The organism is Rhodopirellula sp. UH5 (assembly GCF_056839225.1).
This window is the reverse complement of the sequence record NZ_CM166390.1, coordinates 4,577,445-4,602,747: the sequence shown is the minus strand read 5'-3', so window position 1 is coordinate 4,602,747 and position 25,303 is coordinate 4,577,445. Positions and strand designations below refer to the sequence as shown.

The 25,303-nt window shown below is 57.0% G+C and carries 16 protein-coding genes; 5 read left to right on the top strand and 11 right to left on the bottom strand.

The features are described from left to right. Window positions 1-54: 54 nt before the first annotated feature. Window positions 55-1,179 carry a DUF5658 family protein gene (locus UH5x_RS16230; RefSeq protein WP_053061168.1) on the bottom strand — a complete coding sequence of 375 codons (1,125 nt, stop codon included), beginning with the start codon at window positions 1,177-1,179 and terminating at the stop codon, window positions 55-57. 5 nt (window positions 1,180-1,184) lie between these two features. Here UH5x_RS16230 and UH5x_RS16225 point away from each other — a divergent pair, with 5 nt between their 5' ends. From UH5x_RS16225 to UH5x_RS16215, 3 genes are all read left to right on the top strand, one after another. Beyond that, window positions 1,185-1,382: a hypothetical protein gene (locus UH5x_RS16225; RefSeq protein ID WP_482633029.1), complete on the top strand. Its 198-nt coding sequence runs from the start codon at window positions 1,185-1,187 to the stop codon at window positions 1,380-1,382. Between the two features lie 261 nt (window positions 1,383-1,643). Beyond that, window positions 1,644-4,658, top strand: a complete 3,015-nt coding sequence (locus UH5x_RS16220) for a DUF1553 domain-containing protein (protein ID WP_482633028.1) — start codon at window positions 1,644-1,646, stop codon at window positions 4,656-4,658. Window positions 4,659-4,675: 17 nt separating this feature from the next. Next, a complete protein-coding gene (locus tag UH5x_RS16215) occupies window positions 4,676-6,124 on the top strand; it encodes a DUF1501 domain-containing protein (protein ID WP_482633027.1) in 1,449 nt (482 codons plus the stop codon). 136 nt (window positions 6,125-6,260) lie between these two features. Here the strand turns inward: UH5x_RS16215 and ygiD are convergent, their stop codons facing one another. The 8 genes from ygiD to UH5x_RS16175 form a co-directional block, all read right to left on the bottom strand. Beyond that, a complete protein-coding gene (ygiD, locus tag UH5x_RS16210) occupies window positions 6,261-7,106 on the bottom strand; it encodes a 4,5-DOPA-extradiol-dioxygenase (RefSeq protein WP_047814577.1) in 846 nt (281 codons plus the stop codon). 77 nt (window positions 7,107-7,183) lie between these two features. Next, window positions 7,184-9,025, bottom strand: a complete 1,842-nt coding sequence (locus UH5x_RS16205; RefSeq protein WP_482633026.1) for a Xaa-Pro dipeptidyl-peptidase — start codon at window positions 9,023-9,025, stop codon at window positions 7,184-7,186. 467 nt (window positions 9,026-9,492) lie between these two features. Then, window positions 9,493-10,416, bottom strand: coding sequence for a metallophosphoesterase family protein (locus UH5x_RS16200; RefSeq protein ID WP_160311441.1), 924 nt, complete (start codon window positions 10,414-10,416; stop codon window positions 9,493-9,495). Window positions 10,417-11,670: 1,254 nt separating this feature from the next. Continuing rightward, entirely contained in the window at window positions 11,671-12,528 is an 858-nt protein-coding gene (locus tag UH5x_RS16195; protein WP_482633025.1) for an SAM-dependent methyltransferase, read from the bottom strand. Window positions 12,529-12,590: 62 nt separating this feature from the next. Beyond that, complete coding sequence (locus UH5x_RS16190) at window positions 12,591-13,649, bottom strand: DUF1559 family PulG-like putative transporter (RefSeq protein WP_482633024.1); 1,059 nt, start codon at window positions 13,647-13,649, stop codon at window positions 12,591-12,593. 1,250 nt (window positions 13,650-14,899) lie between these two features. Beyond that, window positions 14,900-16,339 (bottom strand): putative collagen-binding domain-containing protein, encoded by a 1,440-nt coding sequence (locus tag UH5x_RS16185; protein ID WP_482633023.1) that lies wholly within the window; start codon window positions 16,337-16,339, stop codon window positions 14,900-14,902. Window positions 16,340-16,640: 301 nt separating this feature from the next. Continuing rightward, the gene (rrtA, locus tag UH5x_RS16180; protein WP_047814579.1) at window positions 16,641-17,324 is read right to left on the bottom strand and encodes a rhombosortase; all 684 of its coding nucleotides are present in this window, start codon (window positions 17,322-17,324) and stop codon (window positions 16,641-16,643) included. Next, complete coding sequence (locus UH5x_RS16175; RefSeq protein WP_482633022.1) at window positions 17,321-19,621, bottom strand: VIT domain-containing protein; 2,301 nt, start codon at window positions 19,619-19,621, stop codon at window positions 17,321-17,323. Before UH5x_RS16175 ends, rrtA begins: the two co-directional genes overlap by 4 nt. 211 nt (window positions 19,622-19,832) lie before the next feature. On the opposite strand from UH5x_RS16175, the gene UH5x_RS16170 reads away from it, so the two are divergent. Together UH5x_RS16170 and UH5x_RS16165 are read left to right on the top strand one after the other, a co-directional pair. Beyond that, window positions 19,833-20,255 (top strand): VF530 family protein, encoded by a 423-nt coding sequence (locus UH5x_RS16170; protein ID WP_482633021.1) that lies wholly within the window; start codon window positions 19,833-19,835, stop codon window positions 20,253-20,255. A 176-nt stretch (window positions 20,256-20,431) separates the two neighbouring features. Continuing rightward, complete coding sequence (locus UH5x_RS16165; protein WP_482633020.1) at window positions 20,432-21,841, top strand: exo-alpha-sialidase; 1,410 nt, start codon at window positions 20,432-20,434, stop codon at window positions 21,839-21,841. Here UH5x_RS16165 and UH5x_RS16160 read toward each other — a convergent pair. Beyond that, window positions 21,838-22,956 carry an acetate/propionate family kinase gene (locus UH5x_RS16160; protein WP_482633019.1) on the bottom strand — a complete coding sequence of 373 codons (1,119 nt, stop codon included), beginning with the start codon at window positions 22,954-22,956 and terminating at the stop codon, window positions 21,838-21,840. The two genes, UH5x_RS16165 and UH5x_RS16160, sit on opposite strands and share 4 nt — an antisense overlap. Next, window positions 22,953-25,052, bottom strand: a complete 2,100-nt coding sequence (pta, locus tag UH5x_RS16155; RefSeq protein ID WP_047814583.1) for a phosphate acetyltransferase — start codon at window positions 25,050-25,052, stop codon at window positions 22,953-22,955. The genes UH5x_RS16160 and pta overlap by 4 nt, the downstream gene beginning before the upstream one ends. Window positions 25,053-25,303: the final 251 nt, after the last annotated feature.

Here is a 25,303-nt window from a genome sequence, read left to right as displayed (position 1 = left end):
TCGCGCTTCCACCAGCATCTCATCCCAAGCACTTTCGTTGGTTGCTTGGTTTTCCTATGCGAACAACGATTGAAAGGTCAACCAACGTGCGGTCAAGAGCGTGAGCACTAAGCAGCACCACCAGGTTGCTTTGCGGGCCAGTGGCTGCAGTCGGAGGTAAAACAGCAGAGAAATGGAGATGCTTGTGACCAAGATTTTGAACGCCACCAGAGTGTACGGGTCTTCGATCAGTCGGCCGCCGACTGGGTTCAGCTCTCGCATCGTCCCGGATTGATGGGCGATCAAAGTCCAGACGAGATCAATGCCGGACATCAGACCGATGATCACCAGCGAGATGACGAATCTCTTGCTGGCGGATGGTGTGTCGGTTGGTTCTGCGGATGAGGAGAAGAGCTGGGATGCTTCTGCCATCAGATGTCCCACGGCAAAGACGACGAGGACCAATGCCAACATGGTCATCGGGTAGTTGAGCCATGCCATCCATTGGTTGGCCGCATGGACCGCGGCGCTTTGGGCTTCCAGTTGGTTGACTTCCGCAACGACGCCTTCGGCTCGATCCAAAAAATTCCCGCTGGGTTCAAAGTGGGTGACCAGATTTTCCCATCGTTCGGTGAAACCTAAACTGACCGTTTGGTCGGGGATTTCAGCTTGTTGGGTTTCGCCGTTCGAGTTGGCAATCAAGCCTTCGAGCAATTCGTGACCGCTCTGTTCTGGCCAAAGCTCCCAAGGTTGCTGTCCTTGGTCGAGGACATGAATGGCTCCCAGTTCCAGTGTTTGCAGGCTTCGGACGAAATGACGAACGGATTGGTTTTTTCCGGTGGGAGATTCGTTTTCGGCGGGGTTTCTGTTCAGTCTTGGCCCGCCACCGTTTCCTCGGCGTCCTCCAGGTCCGCGCCCGATTCCTGCCCCACGACCCTCTCCGGGACGCTGCTGACTCAAATGTGAGAGATCAAAGTAATGGGTGCTGTACGGGGTCCCATTGATCACGACGGATTGTTCATCGGCGGAGATGTCGATCAGGTACGGCGGATCCAGATACACACCATCGATCAACAAGAAGCCTTGATCGGCTTCAAACGGAATGGGGGTAACTGGGCCTCTCCTTCCAGGTTGCGCAAACACATTGGACGAGAAGCAGGCGATGAAGACGATTGCGTAGAGGAGGCGAAAAAAGGTCATTTTGAATGGGGAGCAATCGAAAACGAGCAAAGTTCATCTTGTTCGTGGTGCCGTTGGATGAACGCGCGATCGAACAATGCATCGCCAGCAGCGATGCGAGAAAAGATGAAGGGGATGTGCTGACCGTGTCAGTGAACCCCGATGGCGGGCTGAAGTTGCGTTGTTACACAAACAAAATTCGTTTTCAATCACCGGGCATTTGACTGGGTGATGTCCGTCCGTCGTTGATATTGGGTTCCTTGGGGGGCATAATGTCGGATCTAGTTCGTCTCTGCCGAATTAGCCCCGCCTAGAAAAACCTGCCTCGCAATTCCCACCTCGACGATCGGTATTGAGCCATGCGCCTCTGGTTGGCTTCACGATGCCCGTATCGCTTTGCATTCGTCGGCTGTCTGCTCGTTCTCATGTGCGGATCGACATGCGCTGCGAAGTCTCCCTTTTTTGAGACCGAGATTCGACCGATCTTGCGCGAGTTTTGCTTCGATTGCCATGGCGCGGTCGAAGAGCTCGAAGGCGGACTGGACTTGCGGTTGGTGCACCGGATGGTTTCCGGTGGCGATTCGGGAGAAGCGGTGGTCCCGGGAGATCCTGAGGCTAGTTTGTTGTTGCAGCTCGTCCGTGAGGGCGAGATGCCGCCTGGCGAAGCACATGTCTCGGACGAAAAGATTGCTGTTCTAGAGGCTTGGATTGGGGCGGGTGCGAAGACACTGCGTGAGGAACCCAAGCATCTGGATCCCGGGATTCCAATCACCGAAGAAGAGCGGAATTACTGGGCCTATCAACCGATCGCGGACGTGCCCGTTCCGACCGACGTTCGCGACCAACGCATCCGTTCGCCGATCGATGCGTTGATCGCCGCCGAGATGCCTGCTGGTTTGACCTTCTCTGACGAAGCTGATCGATCCACGTTGGTGCAGCGTGTTTACAACGACTTGCTTGGTCTGCCACCGACGATCGAGCAAATCGAACCTTGGCTTCAGAGTGCAGACCCGCTGTGGTTTGAAAACTTGGTGGAGCAGTTGTTGCGGTCACCTCACTATGGCGAGCGTTGGGGCCGGCATTGGCTGGATGCGGCAGGGTACGCCGATAGCGACGGCTACACCGTGGCCGACAGCAACCGGCAGTGGGCATGGCGCTACCGTGATTACGTCACCAACGCCTTCAACGACGACAAACCTTTCGACGAGTTCATTCATGAACAGATTGCGGGCGACGAACTGGCTGGCCCCAAGCAGGGCGATTGGACGCCGCGTCAGGTGGAACTGCTGACCGCCACCGGGTTCTTACGAATGGCAGCCGACGGAACGGGCAGCGGCGACAACAGTCCTGAAGCTCGCAACAAAGTCATCGCGGACACGTTGCAGATCGTCTGCTCGACGTTGCTGGGGTCGAGCGTTCACTGCGCCCAGTGTCACGATCACCGCTACGATCCGATTTCACACGCGGATTACTTTGCGTTGCGAGCCGTCTTCGAGCCCGTGTTGGATTGGCAGGCGTGGAAGCCGCCCGCAGGAAGGTTGGTTTCGCTGGCCACCGAACAAGATCGCGCGGCGGCAGCCAAAATGGAAAGCGAAGTCAGTCGCGTCGCTGCTGAGCGTGCCAGCCAGCAAGCCGTGTTCATTCAAGAGGTGTTCGAGCAAAAACTGCTGAAGTTCGAGGAACCACTTCGTTCCCAGTTGAGGGCAGCTTATGAAACGTCCAAGGACAAACGCGATGCAGAGCAGAAAAAGCTGCTGGCCAATCATCCGAGCATCAACATCACGGCGGGGGTTCTGTATCAGTACCGTCCGGAAGCCGCTGCCAAATTGAAGGAGTACGATGCGAAGATCGCTGACTTGCGAGCTCAAAAGCCAGTCGAACAGTTCGTTCAGGCGTTTGTCGAACCTGCGGACCATGTCCCCGTCAGCCATTTGTTTCATCGCGGTGATTTCAATCAGCCCAAACAGGTGATTGAACCGGCTGCCTTGACCGTTGCTTCCGCCGAAGGGGCACAGGTGAAGTTTCCAGTCAATGATCCCGAGCTGCCGACGACGGGGCGGCGGTTGGCGTTCGCAAAATGGTTGACGGATGAAAGCAACCCGTTGACCGCGCGAGCCATCGTGAATCGGATGTGGATGCACCACTTCGGGCGTGGGATTGTCGCGACACCGGGCGAATTTGGGCTCTTGGGCGACAAGCCCACTCACCCTGAGTTGCTTGATTGGTTGGCCAGTGATTTCGTCGAGCACGGTTGGAGCTTGAAGCGTCTGCACCGTCAGATCTTGACCTCGATGACATGGCGTCAGAGTTCGCTGCGTCATTCGCAGGGCGAGACGATGGATGCGGAGAATCGTTTCTATTGGCGAAAGTCACTGCAGCGTGTCGACGCCGAAATCCTGCGAGATTCAATGCTGGCGGTTTCTGGCAGTCTGGATCTGACCCTTCATGGACCGCCGGTGGAGGTTGCGGAAGATGAAACCGGCCAAGTTCGCGTCGACGTGAACCAACCGCGACGCAGCATTTACGCGCGAGTCCGACGGAGCCAACCGGTTGGCATGCTGCAAACGTTTGACGCACCAGTGATGGGCGTCAACTGCGACGTGCGTCCCGTGACGACTGTTGCGCCCCAGTCGTTGATGATGCTGAACGGGGCCTTTGTGCTCGAGCAGGCGGCCCTTGTCGCGGACCGGGCGATCGAGCGAGCTGCCGAAACAGCCTTGATCGGTGATCCAGTTCTCGCATCGTGGGCGCCAGAATTGCCGCCACTCGCTTGGCGTTACGGATCCGGCCGAGTGGACGAGGAGGCCGGCATGGTCCAGGACTTTGTTGACTTGCCTCATTTCACGGGAACGTCGTGGCAGGGCGGTCCAACGGTTCCAGACGCTGTATTTGGATGGTCCATTCTGAACGCGGGTGGTGGGCACCCTGGCGACCCCGCCCATCCAGCGATCCGCCGCTGGACAGCGCCTGCCGCCGGGCAACTTCACATCGCGGGAACACTGCAGCATGGCAGTGCCAATGGAGACGGTGTGCGTTCGCGAATCTTTTCTTCGAGTGGTTGGAAGGGGGACTGGCAGAGTAAGAATCGAAAGGTCGAAACCCCGGTGGCTGCGTTTGCGGTTCAGTCGGGAGAAACGATCGATTTTGTCACCGACTGCATCGCCAATGAAACATCTGATTCGTTCACTTGGTCGCTGGAATTGACGTTCACGCCGATCGATGCGACGTCTGTCATTCATGACTCGGTGGCTGGTTTCCAGGGACCTGAATCGGACCTCCAGTTGTTGCCGGCCCAAATCAATGCCGCATGGGAGATCGTTTTGTCGCGACCTGCCAGCGAAGCGGAACTGGAAATGTCGCTGCGTTTTGCCAGCGATCAATTGGTCCTGATGTCCCATGATCTCCAAGGCACGCCGCCGGGGCGATCACGAGGCGAGCAAGTCCTGGTCAATCTCTGCCAGATGCTGCTCAATTCCAACGAATTTCTTTACATCGAATGACTCCGGAGCGTTTGCCCATGGATTCCCCTTCTGTCCCCGGTACCCGCCGCCAACTCCTGCAACAAACCGGGATGGGCGTGGGGGCGTTGGCGTTGCAATGGATGCTGCATCAAGAGTCCGCGTCGGCGAAGCCCCCGGTCCTCAAAGCGGTGCCGTCCAGCGATCTGTTGCCACGCAAGCCGCACTTTGAGCCGCGTGCCAAGGCAATGATTTCGTTGTTCCAACATGGCGGTCCCTCGCACATGGACTTGAACGATCCGAAGCCGGAACTGACGAAATACGACGGGACCGATTACACGGGCGACATTCAGTTTTCGTTCGTCAATGAAGCGAGCAAGAAACTGCTTGGCAGCCCCTTTCAATTTCAAAAGCACGGCCAGTGTGGAATGGAGTTGTCCGAGTTGTTGCCACACACGGCGGGCATCGTCGATGACCTTTGCCTGATTCGCAGCATGCATACCGGAGCGAACGGCCACGAGGTTTCGATCCGATACTTTCATGGCGGGATCCCAGCGGTGCTGGGGCGCCCAACGCTGGGTTCATGGTTGACGTACGCGTTGGGCAGCGAGTCACAGGACTTGCCCGCGTTCATGGTCTTGGCGGATCCCGGCGGGCCACCGGTCGATGGCGCAAGCAACTGGAGCAACGGGTTCATGCCCTCCATGTTTCAGGGAACCGTGCTGCGGCCCAAGGAACCGCGGATTTTCAACCTGCAACCACCACCCCATCTCGCTGGAAAGTTCCAGCGACAGAACCTGGACTTCTTGCAAGAGCTGAACCAAACGCATTTGCAGTCTCACCCAGGCGAATCGGATCTGGAAGCTCGCATCGCCAGCTATGAACTGGCGGCTCGCATGCAAACCGCGGCCACAGATGCCTTGGACATTTCGCAAGAAACCGCCGCGACGCACACCATGTACGGCCTGGACCGGCCAGAGACTCGCGAATATGGCACACGTTGTTTGTTGGCTCGACGGTTGGTCGAACGCGGTGTTCGGTTTGTGCAACTGTTCCACAACAATCAACCCTGGGACAATCACAGCAGCATCAAAACGGGTTTGACGTCCATCTGTCAAAAGACGGACCAACCCACGGCGGCCCTGGTCGCTGATCTTCGCCAGCGAGGCATGTTGGATTCAACCTTGGTTCACTGGGGCGGGGAGATCGGTCGGCTGCCGGTGACACAAGAGCATGGCTCGCCCGAGAAAGCGGGACGCGATCACAATGGTCAGGGATTCAGCATTTGGCTGGCCGGGGGCGGCGTTCGCGGCGGGATGACCTACGGCAAGACCGATGACTTTGGGCATCATGTCGTTGAAAACAAAGTCACGCCCAACGACTTCCAAGCCACCGTGATGCATCTGTTCGGTTTGAACCACGAGGAGGTCGTCTACCCCCACGGCAACCAAGAACAAATCATCACGGCACATCGCCCCACGCAAGTCGTGCATGACGTGATCGTATAGGAGTTCGCTCGACTTCGCTCGTCGCGAACGGGTCTCCAGTCCAGCCTCGGTGTCGACATGAGTTCGACGTTGGCGGGAGACGCATTTCATGTCGCGATAGACGGTCCAGGTTCAAAGCGAATGACGAATTGTCTGGTCATCCGACCCGCACAGAGGTCATTGTGATGGATCCTAGAAACGCCTTGTCATTGAAGATCTTGGCATCTTCTTGGGGCCCCTGCAAAGCCAGCGTGTAAAGCAGTGGGTAGTAGTGGTCCGGGGTCGGGATCGCTCGCGCCGCAGACTTGCTCAGCGATTGGTAGTCACACAGTTTCGCATGATCGCGATTGAGAATCAGGCCGTTGGTGATCTCGTTCATTTCCATCGCCCAATCGAATCCTTGATCGATTCTTTGAGCGTCCATCCACCTCAAGTTGTGGACGATGTTGCCGCTGCCGATGATCAGCACACCACGGCGGCGAAGACGGTTGAGTTGTTTGCCTAATTGATAGTGCCACTCGCCGGGTTTCGCGATGTCGATGCTGACTTGCACCACGGGAATGTCCGCCTTCGGAAAGACGGGTTTCAGCACAGACCAAGTGCCGTGGTCGAATCCCCAACCTTGGTCCAAACCGATGGAGGCTCCCTGGACCGTCTCACGAACCAGTCCCGCCAACTCGGGATCACCCGGGGCTGCGTACTGTGCGGCTGAGAGTTCCGGGGGGAAGCCACCGAAATCGTGAATCGTTTTGGGGCGATCCATCGCGGTGACCCAAGTGCCATGGGTGAGCCAGTGAGCGGAAACGCAGAGGATCGCAGTTGGCTTGGGCACATCGGCCATCTCCGCTTTCCAGCCGCGCGTGAACTCGTTGTCTTCCAACGCATTCATCGGGCTTCCGTGGCCGATGAAGAACGCGGGCATCACGTGGCCGTCTTCGGGCAACGTCTCTGCCATTGCTCGCAGCGACGTTCCGATCGTTTCCATTCCACTTGCCATTGCCATCCTATTCCTTCCGTCCTTGCACCATGTCTCCAAACCGATCGGGGACTCTCTAATCGAGTGGGTGGCAGTGTCTTGGGTCAGTTCTCGGTTTCGAGCGGCAGGGTTCCGCCAACAATTGGCAAGCTCAATTGGGTTTGCTGCAGATCAATCGTGAGCTTCGTGCCCGGCGTGGGATGCAGTGTGTAATCGCGATCGCTGGAAAAGATCATCAGCCCGATTTGCTGCCCTTTGGCGATCACCTGATCATCGGGTTGCAGGTCGAATTCGATGTCGTAGAACTGGCCCGGGACCAGCGGTTTGCTCTCACGCATGGAGTCGATGTTCTGTGGATCGGCCCAGCCGCGAGTGATGATGTTGTCGGTGATCTTGGAATTCTTCTTCGCGTTCCAAGGCAGCGAGACCAACCAGACGCTCAAGTTGGCGGCAGGACGATCGCAGGCAAGTCGCAGTTTGATTCGCGGGGTCCCCGAGAGGTGAACCGCTTCGCTCAGTTCGGGGGTTGCATAGATCAAACGATGTTCCGTGAATTCGGCCTGAGCCAGTGCTTCGCCGGAGAATGAAAAGTTGTCCACCAGCGTTTCAGCCATCAGTTCCGTCATTGGTTCTTTGGCAGGTGCCGTCTGCAAATGACCTCGCTGGGGAGCACCTGGAACCGGATAGACCACAACGTCTTTTGCTTCCGGGTGTGGGTATTCCGGGTACTCGGTCGGCTTGGTGCGTTCATCGTTTTCCCGAACGATCCACGACTTCGCGTCTTTCTCAACGCCATTGTCTTCGCCAAACAGATAGTGAGTGAACCAGCGATTCATCATGCTGATCGGTGGAGGTCCTCCGTGCCCGCCTTGATGCATGAACAGTTGGGTTTCGACACCGTTCTTTTTCAACGCTTCATAGATGCGAATGCTGTGTTCTGGAACCACGTTCCAGTCATTGAATGCGTGTGCCATCAGGACGGCGGCCTTCACCCCATCGACTCGGTTCAGGTAGTCGCGCGAGTACCAGAAATCGTTGTAGTCACCCGTTGCTCGGTCTTGGTGGGCCATCATCTGCTCGTCCCGCACGTGGCAATCGCAGTACGCTTGAGTCTCTTCGGTGCCACCGCTGTGAATGAAGTCGTACAGGATGTCGATGTCTTCCCCGAGGTAGCCACCGGGATGGCGTACCAATCCATTGGATCGGTAGTAGTGGTAGTACGACGTGTTGGGAGCCACCGGGATGATGACCTCCAGCCCCTCGACTCCGGTCGTTGCGGCCGCCAGTGGGATCGTTCCGTTGTAGCTGGTCCCGGTCATGCCGACTTTGCCCGAAGACCAATAGGCTTCCACAGGTTCACCTCCGAAAGGTTCCGTGAATCCTTTGCCGCGTCCACACAACCAATCGATCACGGCTTTGGGAGCCAACGCTTCGGGATCGTCACCAACCGTTGGGCAACCTTGCGAGAGGCCGGTCCCTGGGGCGCTCGAGTGAACGACGACAAACCCCCGAGGGAGCCAGTCTTTGACATGGCGTTTGGAGATGATCGGACGTGTTCCCTCGCGTTCGATCGCGGGGGCAGCGGATCGTTTTGGCGGTTCGTCGCCCAGTTCTTGCCGTGCGTCCCAGAAGTAGGTTTCGTCAGCACCGGTGGTCCCCGCAAAGTAAGGACTGGAGTTGTAGACGACTGGAAGTTTCAGCGATTGCGTGTCGGTCTGCGTCGGCCGGGTGACGCTGACGTGCATTCGGTCCAGCTTTCCGTCGCCATCCAGATCAAACTCAGTTTCGACCCACAGGTCATGTCGGATCCAGTAGTCCGAATCCTCCAGCTCTTTGATGATCTGCGCCTCGCCATCTTTGATGACGGGGATCTGGATATCGGCCCCTTTGGCGGCCGAGGTCATGAGAAGCAGGAGAGCGAAAGCAGGCAAGCAGAAGCGATTCATTGTTTCGAAAACCGAGGTGAGATCGAGGCGAGACGTCATCAGCTTACTCACCCCATTGAACGATCTTCAAGCGACGGGCAAGAAACTGAGGTAGGGGAGCCTTTCGCGAATCTATCCGCGGTTTTTGTCTGTTTCTCTTCCGATGTGGTCGATCACCTCGGGGGGGATCGAACCGAGCCGAGCCCTCGAAATCGCGCGCAATCTCGACCGCTGGCTGCCTCCCCTTCGAATCCGTGCGTCCTGCGAACGAATGCGATGCCCCTCAGAGGCCGTGCGGCTTCGGAACACCTTGCATGTGCATCTTGCGAATCCAGCCCGTTGCAAACCAGGCTGTTGATTTAGTACGTTTTGCAGATTGAGCGATCAGCCGATGGCCGCTAGCCCACGGTTACCGGAGACGAACCGGACGCGATCGCGTTCCGGCTGATATCACCAGCCTGAAACGGGAGGGGGCGGAAAGCGAGCGTTCAGCTTGTGAATGAAACCTTGATCGTTTCACCCGCGAGAGGATGCTTGGGGTCGAGGGTTTGCAATTGCAACCGCATCGCATCGTCCGTCAGCACGGCTTCGACCCAGCCATTGGGACTGGTCTTGTTGAACAAGTAGGCCACTGGCGGAAGGTTGATCATGTGAAAGTGGCCGCGTTGGCTGTGAGACCAATGGTGCGAGTGACCGTAGAGATAGGCTTTGACATGCTTTCGGCTGTCCAGGACCTTCAACAATTTTTCCGTGTCGGAAATCCCGTTCCACGGCTTGCCCTCTTTGGGCGCCGTGAACTGGGGTGTGTGATGCGTCATCACAATCGCGGGCTTGTTGCTGCGGGCATCCAGTTGCTCGGCGAGCCAATCGATCTGGGCATCGCCGAGTTCCCCAGTCACCACGTTGACGCGGAACAAAGAGTCAAGCAGAAACAAATTGGCATGAGGTGTTTCGAGAACGCTGACATGCTTCGACATCACCGCCGTCGCAGTGGGACGCTGCCCTGACAGGGCAGCGTACAGCGGTTGTCGATCATCGTGATTGCCCATCGTCAAGTGCAACGCAATCCCTGCTTGCTCTGCAGGTGCCAGGCAACGGACGAAGTTTTGGTAGTCACCGGGCAAGCCCTTCAGGTACGCACAGTCGCCATTGACGATCAAATCGGACGGTCGCGTTTTTCGCGTGAGGACTTCACTGATCACCTGTTGCAAGTTCTCGGTCATGTTCGTTCCACGTGCCGTCAGGTCGGGCGAACTGGGGATGTGGGTGTCCGAGAGCAGGGCGAGCACGGTGGCCTGGTCGCTGGCAGCGGAGACCGTTTGCGTTGCTGACATCAGCAACGCGGTGCCACCTCCGATTGCTGTGGTCTTGAGAAATCCGCGACGAGACTGAGGGATTTGATGAATGGGCACGAGACGACTCCGGCAGGAAATGGGGTGGGATTCCAAAGCAGGTCGGCAGGAATGATCGGGCACAACCATGTGAGCCGATTGGACGCTCGCCGCGGTTGGACGTGGGAGCAACAACGTTTCGCAAACTGTTCCAGTGCCGAAAGACCGCTGCCGACCTGCTGACCCATCTTACCTGATGGCCGATGAAGCATTGAGGTTTGCCAATCGCGGAACACTGTTCACTGGTAAACAGGAGTCATTTAAACAGGAGTCATTGGATATGTGTGGCGTTTGGTCTGTTTCATCTTTGGTTCTGGCAGTCCGTTTCAAGATATCTATTTGTCCCGTTTACTGCCTGCTATTGCCTCTCCCCGACGTTCGGAGGTCGTGCCGCATTTTTCAATGCCTTCCTCGTCGCATCTTGCGAACCTCGTTCGTGGCAGAGTTCGTGCAATTCAAAATGCTGTGTTGCCAAGCGTTTATTATCACCCTCCCTTGGGACGTTCGAAAAATAAATGGTGGCGGGCGTCTGGGGATCGCCCCGGATGGGGCCGTCATGCTTAGCTCGGGGCGGAAGCCCCGAGAGACCGATGCCGGAAAACAAACGGTCGCCCCGGATGGGGCCGTCGTGGGAGTTGGGGGCGTCCCTCGCTCACGCGTCGGGTTGTGATGGGTGGTTGCTGCAGAAACCCGCCAAAACCCAGCACCAGAAAACTGCACGGCCTCCAAGTTGGGATGGGTCGGAAAGTGAGCGTTCAGCGAGATTTCCGGGGGAGGGTAGTGCACGCCGCTTCCCATGCCCGGCCCCCTCCCTCGCATCGGCCTGAACGGCCTGGCTCGACCTCCCCCAAACTGCGTTTGGGAGAGGTGCGGTGCGCGAATGCAGCATAAATACCTGTATCAACAAACGGCACGACCTCGTTGGTGGAGAGGTGACAAGAAGTTGCGCTGTGTCTGCCGACTTGCAACCCCGATGATTGAACGCCCACACGTCTCACATGGTTGTACTCAATGATTCCTGCCAACCTGCTGAGGGAACGTTCGGAAACGACTTCGGTCCTTGCCAAATGATCGCGGCAGGACGTGAAGGCTCCGGCGACGCACCGGGCGGTTTGGGTCACTTCGCTAGGACGAAGTGATTGACGAACGGTTCCTTAGCAGCCTGTTGATTTCGTCAGCCGGACCGCGACAGCGTCCGGTTCGTCTTCGGTAACCATGGGCTAGGGCCCGTCGGCTGATCGTTCGATCAGCGAAACGTTTTAAACCAACAGTCTGTTAGCGATTCTTTAGGAAGTCACCGACATAAATGAGATACGCAAAGGGTAGATCGTTTGAATCGATTTCATTCAAGGCGGTCCCAATCGTGCTGTGAATGATCTTTTCGCCTTCCGTCTGGCCAGCTTGTTGGACAATTGCAATCGGCGTTTGGGGTGGGTAGTTGATCGCAAGTTGGTCGATGAAGTGTTTGAATTCTGCTCGCATCGTGAACAAGACCATCGTGTTGCGGTGAACCGAGAGTTTTTCGATCGAGTCTTCTGCCGGTATCCAATCACCGGCGGTCAGGGTCACGCTTTTTGTATGTCCACCTGAGGTGATTCCAAGTCCAAGAGCCGCGTTGGCTGCATTGAAAGAACTGAGGCCGGGGATGACCTGCGGATTCAAGTCCTGGAATTCTTTCAGCATCCACACACGTGGCCCGTAAATCATCGGGTCGCCGTAATCGAGTACCGCAACGGTCCTTCCCGCTTTCACCGCGTCTCGAACCAGACGCACGAGCTTGGAACGCTTCTCTTGATAGTCCTTCGCCCGCTTGCGTTCTTCCCCTTCGTACTGGGAAGGATCCCGACTGAAGTATGGAATCATGTGCGAGAATTCGTGATGGACTTCTTTGTCTTTGAGATAGTCGTGGAGGATTGTTGCATGTTCTTCTCGACAGAGGATCACATCAGCGTTTTGGATCGTCTTGGCAGCACGCAACGTCATGAGGTCAGCGTCGCCTGGGCCAACGCCGACCAGGTAAAAGTGCGTTGAATCCGCGGTGTCCGCAAAGCAGCGATCGGGGACGCTTGAAATCGTGGCCGCCAAAGTTGCCAGCAAGAGAAGAGAACGCGAAGCGTTCAACGTGAGGTTCATGGTTTGTTTCATTGGAATGGACTGATTGGAGATGTTTGGAGCCACGCACAAGAGCGTGTCGTCTATGGTTGGTCGAGGACTTCGTGGCCATTGCGTGTGGACATGGAACGCCATGTTTTCATGTTGACACTGTCGGTGATGAAGTGGACGCTGCCGTCGCCGTAAACGACATTGACGCCACCGGTATGCAAACTGCGGGCAGCTAAAAAACCCCAGTTGTTTTTGACGACGTCGGAGGTCTTGGCGTTGGGGCTTGGATAAGCGTTGAAAGCTGTGTCGGCATCTTTGCCGTGAATCCAGGCGTTGCATCGGTTTCCAGCCCATGAGGTGGCGCCCGCGACAGCGGTTTGCAGCACGGGGTTGTCTCCAGGCAGGCCATTGAAACCGAGTCCAGGTCCCTGCATGCTACCTGGTCCACCGGGATAGGAGGCCATGTAGCGGTAGTGCGGCATCGCTTGAGAAGGAGGCGGGTCCAGAGCGGTGGAACCGCCTCCGATAAGTGCTTCAGCGAAAACAAGCGTATGGGATGATCCATCAAGCATGTCGCGAAACCCTGTTTTGGAGCCCCGCCAAAACATACCGTCGGTTTTCAGTCGGGAATCGTAATTTTTGTCCGTGCCCGAGCCAGTGCAGACAACGTAGTTTGTTCCAGCAAAAGTATTTGTGCCGCTGAAGCTAATCGGGTCTTGAGGTTCTGATGGGCAACGAAAGCTCGCCAGTGGAGTTTTGGCGACATTCTCATGAACCGGATTGAAAACTTGATTGTTCTGGGCGCCGGTATAGAGCGGTTGCGAGTAGTCAATCATGGATTCAACGCCGGTTTGCTCGATGTAGGGCAACAAGAAGGCTTGTGTGGAGAAGCCGTAGACTTGACTTGCGTTGGCAGTTGAGAACGCGGGGCCGGGAAAGATCCGATGCGCTGACTCGTAGTTATGCAATGCCAAGCCGAGTTGCTTCAGGTTGTTGCTGCATTGCATACGTCGCGCCGCTTCGCGAGCTGCTTGGACGGCGGGTAAGAGCAGTCCGACGAGAACCCCAATGATAGCGATCACGACGAGTAGTTCGACCAAGGTAAAGCCGAGGCGAACAGGCTGTCGGTAACGGTGATGGATGTCATTCATGGGAGAGGAGTAGCCTGATGGAATTTTTTTGAGATGAAGGTCGTGGGGCACCGATGAGGGAGGTCATGCAGGTGTGAGTTATGATCCTTGGATGTGCCAACGCAGCACAGAAATCGAACTGCGAAGATCATTCGCAGCACGAATGGTGCTGGCGCAGCACTGAACCCAATGGTGCACCGAAACAAGGAGAGGGGAGCCAGCGAAATGCCGGCTGCGAATGCTAAGAAGCGACTTGCCAGGGAACGGGCGGTTCGGGCATGTCAAACCTGGATTCCGCTAGAGCGTTCGCCACGGGCATGCAATACAACAGTGGTGGATCGATTGAGGCGGGCGAATGTTCCGTCTGATCCACGATTGCGGTTGAGAGGGTGGTCCATCTCCACTGCATGCCGCGGCAACTCGCGGCATCTTCGAATCGAATGATTCGCAATTGCACGGTGTCTGCTTTTGGGTCCGTTGACTCGACATCGGGCACCTTGTTCGAGCTGGAGCAGCAGGAAGTCTTTGCCGAGGCGGAACATTTTCCAGTTCCCGCGAGGTGAGTCGAGGTTCTTGCAATGCGAGAGACCAAGGAGTCAGGTGGCGAAACCCCATTTTGGTAAGCCCAGTCGAGTTTCTCCAGGTCACTGTGACAGCAACATTTCGCCCAGCAATACTCTGCTGTGGAGCAACCACAGCGGCAATTCTCGCAAGGAAAGCGGCCTTCTTTTTGGGTTGCCGGTGGCGGAATCGGCAGTCCTGTCAGTCCAGCGGTGAACATTGCGAGCAGGACAATGCTCACGCAACGGCGAACGGCAGTGGACGTCAAGGAATGGAAAACCACGGTTGGCCAAATTTAGAAAACAGACCAGTTTCGGCTTGCTTCTGTGGAACTTCGACCTTCATTGTGTCCCAATCATTCTCCTCGTTCCAATCCAAAAAGATCGCTGCGACTTTCTGTCGCGACCGGCTCGGTGTTTCGAGGATCAAAGAATCCGTGTGCTAAGCAGAAGTCATTCGGGATTTGAACTGTGCTCGAAACCGCCACTGTTCCCACGCACAACCGGGGTGAACGCCCACACGGCTCATGTGGTTGTACTCAATGATTCCTGCCAGCCTGCTTCCAACGGGAGTCTCGATCTTCTCTCCTTCCTGAGAGGCGAAGTTTGTTTGTGCCTCGCAGAGGGAGAGTCGAGCGGTGTTCACGCAATTTTTTCGATTGCTTGAACGGTTTTGATTGGGGGGCCAACCGGATGGACCGAAAGAAGCAATCATTGTGCAACGATGGCTGCCACCCAGTTCTGTTTGCTGGGGGGCTTCAGCGTCGTGCTGTTGCCGCTGGCGAGTTGCGTTTTTGCTCCGAACTCCCCCGTCTCAATGTTGATCCATTGCAGGGACATTGACCCCTTCGCTTTTGAAAGATCCAGTTCGACTTCACCACCGCGTGGAAGGTAGACGGCGCAAGCGGAACCGTTGTTCGCGGCGGCATAGGCTTCGTTTTCGTTGCGGTTGCTTAGCAAGTGATTCATTGGCTCAATCGACCAGAGGGGCACGAGCGATTCCAGTTTGCGAGCCGCTCGGATGCAGGCAACCGCTTTGTCGTTCAGTCCCAGGCCGGCATCGGGCCGGTGGAATCGCATTGAGGCGGCCCCCGCCAAAAGGTGTCGCCAGAATCGTTCGATGGCATCCTGATCCTTGTGCCCAAATGTGTTGCCATCGGCTCCGTAGGTCTTGGTGGTGTTGATCGGTCTTGGTTGAGTGGCAAGGTATTCCCGGACATGCAAGAAATTGTCCCAGTGTTTCTGGCCTTTGTTGTGATTGTTTTGGGAGATGTCCACAAAATCATAGAGCTCCGGATGATCAAACGTTCGTTTGTGTCGTTCGGCGTCCAGGTTCCAATCGTCCCACATCTCAGTGACGTAGATTTTCTTGCCTTCCTCCGCGGCCCGCTGTTTGATGTGGGTCGCCCAGTACCGACTCCATTCTTCTTCGCCATTGGTTTCATTGTCGATGCAATAGAGGACGTGATCGAACGGCAACGAATGCTTGAGCAGTTGATTGACGAAGCGTTTTTGAATCCGCAAGACGGTTTGGTTGTTTCGCTGCTTGGGCGTTGTGAAGAAGAACGGTTGTTTGTTGGCACCGGGATGATCCGGGTAGCGTTTTGCAAACCCGGATTCATCGTAGGTGTAGTTGACGTTGTTCGCCGGGTTGTACGGATGGACTTGCCAGCGATCGCTGTCTCGATTGTCCGTGTAGTCGAAGCGGTCCCAGATCTCGATCTGCACAAAAATGTTTCGCTCTGCAGTCGCGGTCAGCATTCGGTCAAAGCGATTCCAGTATTCTTCGTTCCATTCGTTGAGGTCGTACTTTCCGTTCTCAAGTTGCTTGAATGGGAAAACCTCAAAATCTCTGTCAATGCGATCGCTCATCGTGTTGCGAATCACATTGCCGCCCGCTGCCGCCAGGCGGTCGAGCTGAGCATGGAGTTGATCTTCCGGCCACTGGAACAGGTTGTCATCGTCACTGCCACCTAACAGCAACACGGGCTCGGCGTGGTAACTCCAATACCAAGGGTTTTCGGCCCAAGGACGCAGCGGTTCGTCTGCGAGCGTGGTGCCGCCGAGGAAGGCGATGAGCAGGCCTGAAAGAGTCAACAAGTTGGTGATGGAAGCCCGAGTTGTTTGGGCGAGTGTGTGCGAGGCAGTCATGATGTTGACTCCGAATTGCTTGCCATCGATTGGCGTGAACGTTGAGATGGAAATGGGGGATGCCGATCATAACCGCTGCGATCGTGACGGTTGGGTTCAGGCGTCGCATTTCAATGCTGTAGCATGAGCTGGTGTGGTTCGTGCTTTTGGGGAGGGTGAAGTTGATAGTGGGTATTGGCTGAGGGAGCTGAGGGCCGAGCATTGGAGCAAGTACGCAATCCTCCCCGGCCACCTCAGGCCTCCCCGGACACTTCAGCCCCTCCCGGCGGAAGACTGAAGCTGTTGTTTGCTCAAGATGGTTTCACTTGGTTGCAGAGAATGTTTGACGCGTTGTTGAGAACATCGCCAGTCCCGCGATGATTGCTCCCAGGACCGCGCCGGAGAGGTGGGATTCGACCAGCGGTTGAAACCCTTCGGCGTTGACGAAGAGGATTTCGCCGGTAGTAAATTCGTAGCCAAGCTTGGCGAGGAGCAAGATTCCGGCGGCGGACCAGAAACAGGTGAACGTGCGGTCTCGGTCGGCGACTGATTGGCGGATTTGGTTGGCGAGGAACCAAACAAACAATCCCGTGTCGATTCCGCTCAGGCCTCGGTAGGTGGTGACGTTTTGGCACATGAACAGGATGGTCGCGGAGATACCAACTGACATCGCGATGAGTGCGATGGGAAAGAACCGTGGGGTTTGTCTTTCACAAGTGGCACCCAAGACCGCGAACATCAGCAAGTCCCAAAACAAATGACCGCCGCCGAAGTGGGTGAGGTGACCGGACAGAAGACGCCACGATTGCCCGGAATCGACGGAGGCAAAGTCCAATTGCAAACCAGCGGTCAGGCTGGGGAAGGCGAACGCCGCGATGGCGATGGCTGACACCAGCAGCGTCACAGGGATCTGCCGGAGCCAGACGCTTCCCTGGCGGCACATCGATGGGATCGATGTGCCGTTGGTCTTGGGAAGCGTTGCGATCAGTGATTCACCGGCACTCATCGGACCACATCCTGGTTGCTGCTTCGTGACTTGCGTCGACGCATCATTGCCGCGGCAGCACCGCCGAGCGAAACGATCCCGGTGATCGGGCCAATTGGTCCTCCTCCTCCTCCACCACCGCCGCCGCCCCCGTAGTTGCCGCCGCTCGATCGAGGAGCCGGCGAGGGTGGGGAGGCGGGCGCCGGGGTTGAGACTGTTGCCGGGGCAGAGGCGGCTGGCACAACGAGTGTGGTGTTCGTGGACGCTTGGTGTTGAGGAGCAGGTTTCGCCGCGGCGACCGATCGGCCGGCTGCTTCTTGGGTCATGCCTTCCGGTGTCATGACGGGAACCGATTCGGTGATCAGTTGCCCTTGCGGTGCATCGGAGAGTTCCTTTTCGACGGCGATGAAGGACGTGTACTGGGTCATCAGTTGATGCTTCAGTCCCAACTCGGTGATCTCAGCGCGACCCGCAGGTGTTTCGGCACCGACGTCACGGTTCCAAATTTGTCGAATTCGTTGGCGAGCCCAGACGGGACCGATTGAGTCGTGCTCGGCTTCTTGTTCAGGAAGTTCGAGCTCCATTCCCATTTGAACAGGTTGGCCTGACACGTTGCCCTTCAGCGTGATCGTGCCAGTCGCTGGTGTGTCGTAGCGGCCCAATACGATCAGCGGTTTGCCTGCGTACAGATCGGGAAGCCGCGAAGGCACTTGGTCTTTGACAACCAATCCTCCCCAATCGATTTGCAGGTCAGTCATGTAAGGTTGGCTGGTCAGTTCATGGAACCGGCGAGCGATCTCGGGCGAGTTGTCTTGGTTGGTGACTTGCATGGAGAACCCGCGTCCCATCTCGGCGGCGCGGCTGATCAAGTAATCATTGGGTGCGGATCCGAATGCGACGGGGAACACGCGAGCGTCTTGGAACTCAGGCTGTCGCAAGTAGCGAAGGATCGAGTGGTCGTTGCCAACGAGCGCGTCGGTCATCAGGACCATGTAGCGAGGGCGTGCCGATTCGTCTGCCTCGCCGCTGAGTGCTAACTTGAGTGCGGGCAGCAGGTTGGTTCCTCCGCTCGCTCGCAAGCCGCGAACGAATTGTTTGGCGGATTGAATGTTGGCGTCCGTCGCCGAGACGGCATTGGGTTGGAACGCGGTCGATCGATTGCTGAACGCAATGACTCGGAATTCATCGTTGGGGTTCAAGTGATCGAGCACATGGTCCGCGAATAAACGCAGTTGGCTGATCGCGGGCCCGTTCATCGATCCGCTGGTGTCCAGCACCAAGATCACTTCGCGGGGCATGATTTCGGTTGGCTCGATCGACCACTTGGGTTGCAACGCCAACATCACGTAGCCATCTTTCGCATCAGATTCGCGATGGGTCAACGAGGCCAGAGTGCTGTCGTCTCCGGCCAAGCGATATTCGACAATGAAGTCTTTGTCGGCGATCGTGGATTGGTTTTTCAGCGTGACAGCGGCATGGGTTTCCGAGGTTTGCTGAATGTCCAGCTCATGTGTGACCGGCACGATTTGCTGGATCGGCATCGCGGCGTCAATCTTGACGGAGACGAACACGTCGTTGCCGTTTCGCATGCCTTCGGGAAGGGAAACGGGCGTGATCCGCGACGCGTCGAGGACTTGGTCAGTGTCCGCCGCCCAGCCGCGTCCCACGTTGGGACGAGTCACCGGGGTTCCCGGGATGTAACGCGGACCGACGACCATGGGGAATCGGAAGACGTAGCGATCTTCGTCGATTTCCAGCGGGTGAACGTATTCGATGTGCACGGTCACTTCGCTGTTCGCTGGGATGTTGGCCACAGCTTGAGAGAACACGTTGGCCCGCTCTTGTTCCAGCAGGGCGGCTTTGCGGCCTTCGTCGCGAGCTTGTTCGTATTCTTGACGGGCTTCTTCTTTGCGTTTGACTTCGCCGACGATCACCCGTTCACCGATCTGAAACGAGTAGGCGTCGACGGCACAGTTTTCCGGCAGCGGGAACACGTACAACGCTTCCAGCCGATCAGGATGTGGATTCTGGAACACCTGAGAAACGCGAACGCGGGCCAACACGCCTGAAATGTCTGCTTCCACGCGAGTCTCTTTGAGCGTGAAGCTGGGGCTGGGGGCCGGCAGTTTGGCCTTGAGTTGCTCGAGATCGTCCTCGCCGACTCGCATTTGTCCCTGGGTGACGGGCATTCCGCCGAGCACGGTGTAGCCGGCCTGAGCGACGGCGGAAAGAAGGAAGGCGGATGCCAAGACGGCGATGGGCGTGATCAGAGGCACTCGCATCGTTTGCAGCCGACGGCTCGGGAGGTGAGCGTTCATGGGAAGAGGTGCTCCAGGGTTTGAGATTCAAGGCGACTCTCTAAAAAGATCCCGTGGTGGCGGTGGTGGAGCGCGGAATCGTGAAACTTCCTTTTTTCAGGGGCACAGGGTGTTGAGTGCGTTGGCGAGTGGATGTTGGCGGGTGACGGTCATCAGCCGATTGGTCGGCGGTCATTGCGAGGCTCGGTTTCTCCGATATCTTTTGGGAATCATGAATGATCCCCAGCCCAATCCGCCTGAGTCCAACCGATCGCCTGAGTCTGAAAATGCGACCGAGTCTGGCAATCCACCGATGCCAGAGAGTGCGCCCATTTCAGAGAGTGCCCAGCCCAAGAAATCCCAGCCCAACAATCCGTTGCACGGCGTCACGCTGAAGGCGATGGTCGAGTACTTGGTCGAGGAGTATGGCTGGGACCGGTTGGGGGAACGCATTCGGATCGACTGCTTCAGTTACGACCCGAGCATCAACAGCAGCTTGAAATTCCTTCGCAAAACCGAGTGGGCCCGCGCGAAAGTGGAGCGTCTGTACCTGGACTCGATCAGCTACGACGAGCGGAAAGGAAAGAAGCAAGCGGAGCCAACGGATGCCCCGCCGAAAACAGGCAGCGTTTGGGATCAAGCTCGCCGGAGCTGAATGGCGATTGGTTCCCTGCTGGGTGCTGCAAGCAGTGGGCGGACGGCGAGACGGTCCGAATCGGGTTGTTTTCAAGTGGCGATGTATCAGAATGTGGGGTATCCCCACGGTTCCTTGACCAGCCTCTCCCGACTTCCCACCCGTCGACTGTCAGGAATCACAGCCAAGGAAACGCCATGCCCACCTTCGTTTCGTTTGTTCGTCAGTCGATCACCTTCTTGTTGGCTTGCGGCTTCACCACCAATCTGTTGCCGTGTTGTTCGTCGAACACTGGCACCTTACACGCCCAAGCAGTCGATCCCGTCTCCGTCTTGGGCGACACCAGCGTGCCCGGATCCGATCATGTGTCGCAGAGATTCCCATATGGGATCACGGGGAAGACGCCACCTTCGCTGACCAAGATCAATCACAAGGGACAGCCACCCTATCACAGGCACCGTCTCAACCTCCGGGTCTTTCAAGGTTGTCCGCAGGTTGAAATTTCTGATGGCGGCAGGCTCTGGGCAACTTGGTTTGGATCCAATGTCCAAGCGGAACGGGCGCCCTTTCACCACGACCAGTTCTCGGTCATTTCAACTTCTGCAGATGGCGGGAAGACTTGGAAAGAAGTCTTTGTCTTCGACCCCAGTGAGCTTCTCGGTGGAGGAGCGTCTGACCCGATGCTGTGGAAGGATTCCCAGGGGCAGATTCGCTTCATCGGCCTTCGCAACATCGATTTCAAAGGGCACGATGAATTCGCCACGTCGGCGTGGGAGTTCACCATGTTGGATCCCGAAAACGAGCACACCGCATGGAGTGAGCCTCGGTTGCTGGGGAACAAGAATATCTCCGTCATGAAGCCATTGATCTTTCCAGATGGAACGATTCTGCGTTCGATGGACGACTTCAAGTTGGTCGGTGTCCGTGACAAGGTCCGGATTCGTTTCTTGAAAGAAGGCGTCGATGGCAAGCCGTTGTTCGTTTCCGAACTTCCCGTCGACAATGACGCCGGCTTTGCAGAGCAGATGCCCATCATCCGAAAGGACGGCAGCCTGTTTACTTTCTACCGTGCCAAGAAGGGGCAGAAGTTTGCTGAATCCTTCGATGGCGGCAAGACCTGGGAATTGGGTGGCTACTACCCGATGCAGTTCTCAATCAATACGAAGTGCATTCTCAAAACACTTCCATCAGGAAGGGTGTTGCTGGTCGCAAACGATGTCCAAATGAAGGACGTAGGCGGTCGGCGGATTTATCACTTCACTGATGAAAATGGTGAGGAGCATGAGCTGCAGAAACACAAAACTGCGCGCACCCGGATGACTGCCTACCTCAGTGAGGACGACGGTGAAACCTTCCCGCACAAAATGCTTTTGTGCGACGATGGGCAAATCAGCTATCCGTCGGCGACGCTGGGAAAAGACGGCTCCATCTACATCGTCTACGACCAGGGACGCGGCACGATCGGCCAGCACACGATCTTCTTGTCAAAGATCACGGAAGAGGATGTCCTGGCTGGCAAGCTCATCCATGACGGGAGCTTCTTGAACAACATTGTGAGCCGGCCGAGCGATCACGGTGGCGGCCGCCGTGAAGGCGACAAACTCTAGGCTTGTCGCCTTGTTGTGTTGCGGACGAGTCTTGCGATCGCCAGTTCTTCGTTGGTGTCGACCACCAGCGTGCGAACACGAGCGTCCGGTGCGGAGATGTCGGCTGTTTCTTCGCAGCAGGCTTGGTTTTTGTCTTCAGACAACGAGATTCCAAAGTGCTGGAGTGATTCGCAAACCAGCCAGCGAATCTCGGGCGAATGCTGGCCGACTCCGGCCGTGAAGATCAGCGCGTCCAAGCCACCGAGGATGGCGATGTAGCTGCCGATTGTTTTGATGATTCGGCGAACGTAAATGTCAATCGCCAATGTCGCGGCGGGGTCGCCAGTTTTTCGACGGTCGAGCACCGTCCGCATGTCTGGGTCGCCGCACAGCCCGAGCAGTCCGCTCTGGCGATTCAACGCGTCTCGGACATCGCTCGGTTCCATCCCAACGTGTTCGGTCATGTGCAGCACAATCGCTGGATCCAAGTCGCCCGATCGCGTCGCCATCACCAGCCCTTCCAACGGCGTCATTCCCATCGAGGTGTCCACGGCCAGACCGCCGATCGATGCAGTCGCACTTGCACCGCCACCAAGGTGCAGAGAGATGATCCGTGACTCATCGTTGCCGCCGATGAACTGGATCGCTTTTTCGGTCACATATTGGTGTGACGTTCCATGGAAGCCATACCGGCGGACGGCATGGTTTTGATACCAGTCTTCTGGGACGGCATAGCGATAGGCAGCGGGAGAAAGACTGGCGAAGTAGGACGTGTCAAAAACCAGGACTTGGGGTGTCTCGATTTCAACCAATCCCTCCACGACCGAGCGGGCGGCTGGGTTGTGCAGCGGGGCCAATGTGTCCAGCGTGCGAAGCCGACTCAAAACGTCAGTTGTGACGAGGGTCGGCCCCAGGAACAGGTCGCCACCTTGGACGATGCGATGCCCGATCACGCCAACGTTGTTCAGCCCGACTTCGTCGATGGCGATCTTTGCGGCCATGACGTGGTTGATTGCATCGCCGCCGGGTTGTCCGATTCGATCGACCAGCCCCGACGCGGTGACTTCTTCAGTTTCGGCGTCAAGGCACGCGTACTTCAGCGTCGTGCTGCCAACATTGAAAACCAGGATGTTCATGACGCCACCGTTTGGGCTTGGATGGCTGTGATCGCGACAGTGTTGACGATGTCCGTCACGGTGCATCCACGCGACAGATCGTTGACTGGTTTGTTCAGTCCCTGCAGGACGGGGCCAATCGCGATTGCACCGGCAGATCGCTGGACGGCTTTGTAAAGGTTGTTTCCGGTGTTCAGGTCAGGGAAGACCAGCACCGTGGCTTGTCCCGCGACGGGGTTGCCGGGCATCTTGGTGGCAGCCACGTCAGGGTCAACGGCGGCGTCGTATTGCAGGGGGCCTTCGACCAACAAATCAGGTCGTCGTTTGCGAACCATGGCTGTCGCTTCGCGGACTTTTTCGACGTCTTCACCGTGCCCGCTTTCGCCGGTGGAATAGGACAGCATGGCGATCTTCGGATCGATGCCGAACTGGATCGCGGTCTCGGCACTGCTGATGGCGATTTCAGTCAGTTGTTCGGCGGTGGGGTTGGGGATCACGGCGCAGTCACCGTACACGAGCACCCCCTTCTTCAAGCACATGAGAAACACACTGCTGACCACCTTCACATCGGGCCGTGTTCGAATGAATTCAAACGCGGGACGAATGGTGTTGGCGGTGGTGTGAATCGCACCGGAAACCAAACCGCCGGCCAAGCCTCGGTGGACCAGCATTGTGCCGAAGTAGGTGACGTCGATCATGCGGTCATGAGCGATGTCGGTGGTGACGCCTTTGTGTTTTCGAAGTTGATAGTACTCGCTGGCGAACGAATCTCTGAGCGGACTGGTTGCGGGATCGATGATCTCGAGTCCGTCGTTGGGAAGCATGACGCCTGCGCGAGTCGCGGCCGCGGAGATCAAGTTTGGATCGCCGAGCAGAATCACGTCGGTCACATCGCGTCGTCGCAACACATCGACGGCCTGCAGGATTCGCGGTTCCGTCGCTTCGGGCAACACGATTTTGACACGTTGCTGTCGCGCCCGTTGGATCAGTGAGTGTTCAAACAGCATTGGCGTGATTCGTGGGACCACGGGAGCTTGCAGTTGATCAGCGAGTGAGTCCGTGTCGACATGTCGCTCGAACACACCGATTGCCGACTCGATTTTTCGCGGCGAATGGTCGCCTATTTCAGCGCGAACCTCGGCGGCTTTGGAGGCGACGGTGTAAGTGTCTTCGCTGGCGACCAGAATCGGCAATGCGTTGGCGTTTTCAACCAAGCGGCGGATGGAGGGGGGCGGCAGGATTCCGCCGGTCAGCACGACGGCCGCCGGCGATGGTCCGTCGGGTTGCGAGCACGCCAGCACGCAGCCGACCAGGATGTCGCTGCGGTCACCCGGCGTCATCACCAGTGCGGCGTTGGACAAACGTTCCAAGAAGCCCGGCAGTTGCATGGCCGCGACCTTGCGAACCGCGACTTCACGGTCGAGCGATGACTCATCGCCGGAAACCAGTTTGGCCCCGATGCCAGCCTGGATTTCGCGAACCGTTGGTTGGCGAAGCAGCGGTTCCTCGGGAAGAAAGTACAGCGGTGCTTTGGAGTCGAGTTTGGATGTCTTGATTGCCGCGTTCAACGCCGTCGATTGATCGTCGGGGACTTGGTTGATGACCGTCGCGATCAACTGAGCACCTCGGTCGACGAAACTTTCGTTTCCGATCAACACGGATTGAACGCATTCATCGACCGAGCGATTCCCCATTGCGTAAACGGAAAGAACACGTGAACCGATGTTGGCAGCGATGTCCGCGTTCAACTCGAATTCAAGCTCGGGCGCCAGGCCTTGGTAGCTGGTGCCTTCTGCGACGACAAAGTCGGCTTTCGCTTCCAGTGTTTTGAATCGTTGTTGAATCAGCTGAATCAGATCGCTGTAGCGGTCGTCAGCCAGCATTTGACGTGCTTGGGCACGCGTCACCCCAAACATCTCGTCGGCCGGAGTGACAATCCCGTAGCGGGATCGCATCATCCGGATGCTTTGGTCATCGTCGGGGCCCACATGAACGACGGGACGAAAGAAAGCCACTCGCCCGAATCGTCGGGCGGCCAGTTCCATCATGCCCAGAGCGACCATCCTTTTTCCGGTCGCGTTGCCGTTGGTTCCGATGTAAACGCTGCGTTGGATCAATGGTTTGCCGTGTCACGGATGGGGAAGCAACCACGTCTGAGGCGGACGGTTGCAGGGGTGCTGGTCGCTCAGTCTACCAATTCCGGCGGTGATCGCTCACCGTGCGAGGAACGCTGTTGTCGAGAAGGGGGCTTCGGTGGGGGCTGGTTTCATATCCACCCGAGCCTCTTTTTCAAGTTCTTTGGCCCTCTGCAATCGGTCGTGTCGCATTGATTGCTACAAGCCGTTCATCTTGCCGTCAAGAATATTGA

Excerpts from the sequence above, each read along its gene's own strand:
- UH5x_RS16230 (WP_053061168.1), bottom strand. The coding sequence starts at position 1,179 with ATGACCTTTTTTCGCCTCCTCTACGCAATCGTCTTCATCGCCTGCTTC.
- UH5x_RS16225 (WP_482633029.1), top strand. The coding sequence starts at position 1,185 with ATGGGGAGCAATCGAAAACGAGCAAAGTTCATCTTGTTCGTGGTGCCG.
- UH5x_RS16215 (WP_482633027.1), top strand. The coding sequence starts at position 4,676 with ATGGATTCCCCTTCTGTCCCCGGTACCCGCCGCCAACTCCTGCAACAA.
- ygiD (WP_047814577.1), bottom strand. The coding sequence starts at position 7,106 with ATGGCAATGGCAAGTGGAATGGAAACGATCGGAACGTCGCTGCGAGCA.
- UH5x_RS16205 (WP_482633026.1), bottom strand. The coding sequence starts at position 9,025 with ATGAATCGCTTCTGCTTGCCTGCTTTCGCTCTCCTGCTTCTCATGACC.
- UH5x_RS16195 (WP_482633025.1), bottom strand. The coding sequence starts at position 12,528 with ATGAACCTCACGTTGAACGCTTCGCGTTCTCTTCTCTTGCTGGCAACT.
- UH5x_RS16190 (WP_482633024.1), bottom strand. The coding sequence starts at position 13,649 with ATGAATGACATCCATCACCGTTACCGACAGCCTGTTCGCCTCGGCTTT.
- UH5x_RS16185 (WP_482633023.1), bottom strand. The coding sequence starts at position 16,339 with ATGACTGCCTCGCACACACTCGCCCAAACAACTCGGGCTTCCATCACC.
- rrtA (WP_047814579.1), bottom strand. The coding sequence starts at position 17,324 with ATGAGTGCCGGTGAATCACTGATCGCAACGCTTCCCAAGACCAACGGC.
- UH5x_RS16175 (WP_482633022.1), bottom strand. The coding sequence starts at position 19,621 with ATGAACGCTCACCTCCCGAGCCGTCGGCTGCAAACGATGCGAGTGCCT.
- UH5x_RS16170 (WP_482633021.1), top strand. The coding sequence starts at position 19,833 with ATGAATGATCCCCAGCCCAATCCGCCTGAGTCCAACCGATCGCCTGAG.
- UH5x_RS16165 (WP_482633020.1), top strand. The coding sequence starts at position 20,432 with ATGCCCACCTTCGTTTCGTTTGTTCGTCAGTCGATCACCTTCTTGTTG.
- UH5x_RS16160 (WP_482633019.1), bottom strand. The coding sequence starts at position 22,956 with ATGAACATCCTGGTTTTCAATGTTGGCAGCACGACGCTGAAGTACGCG.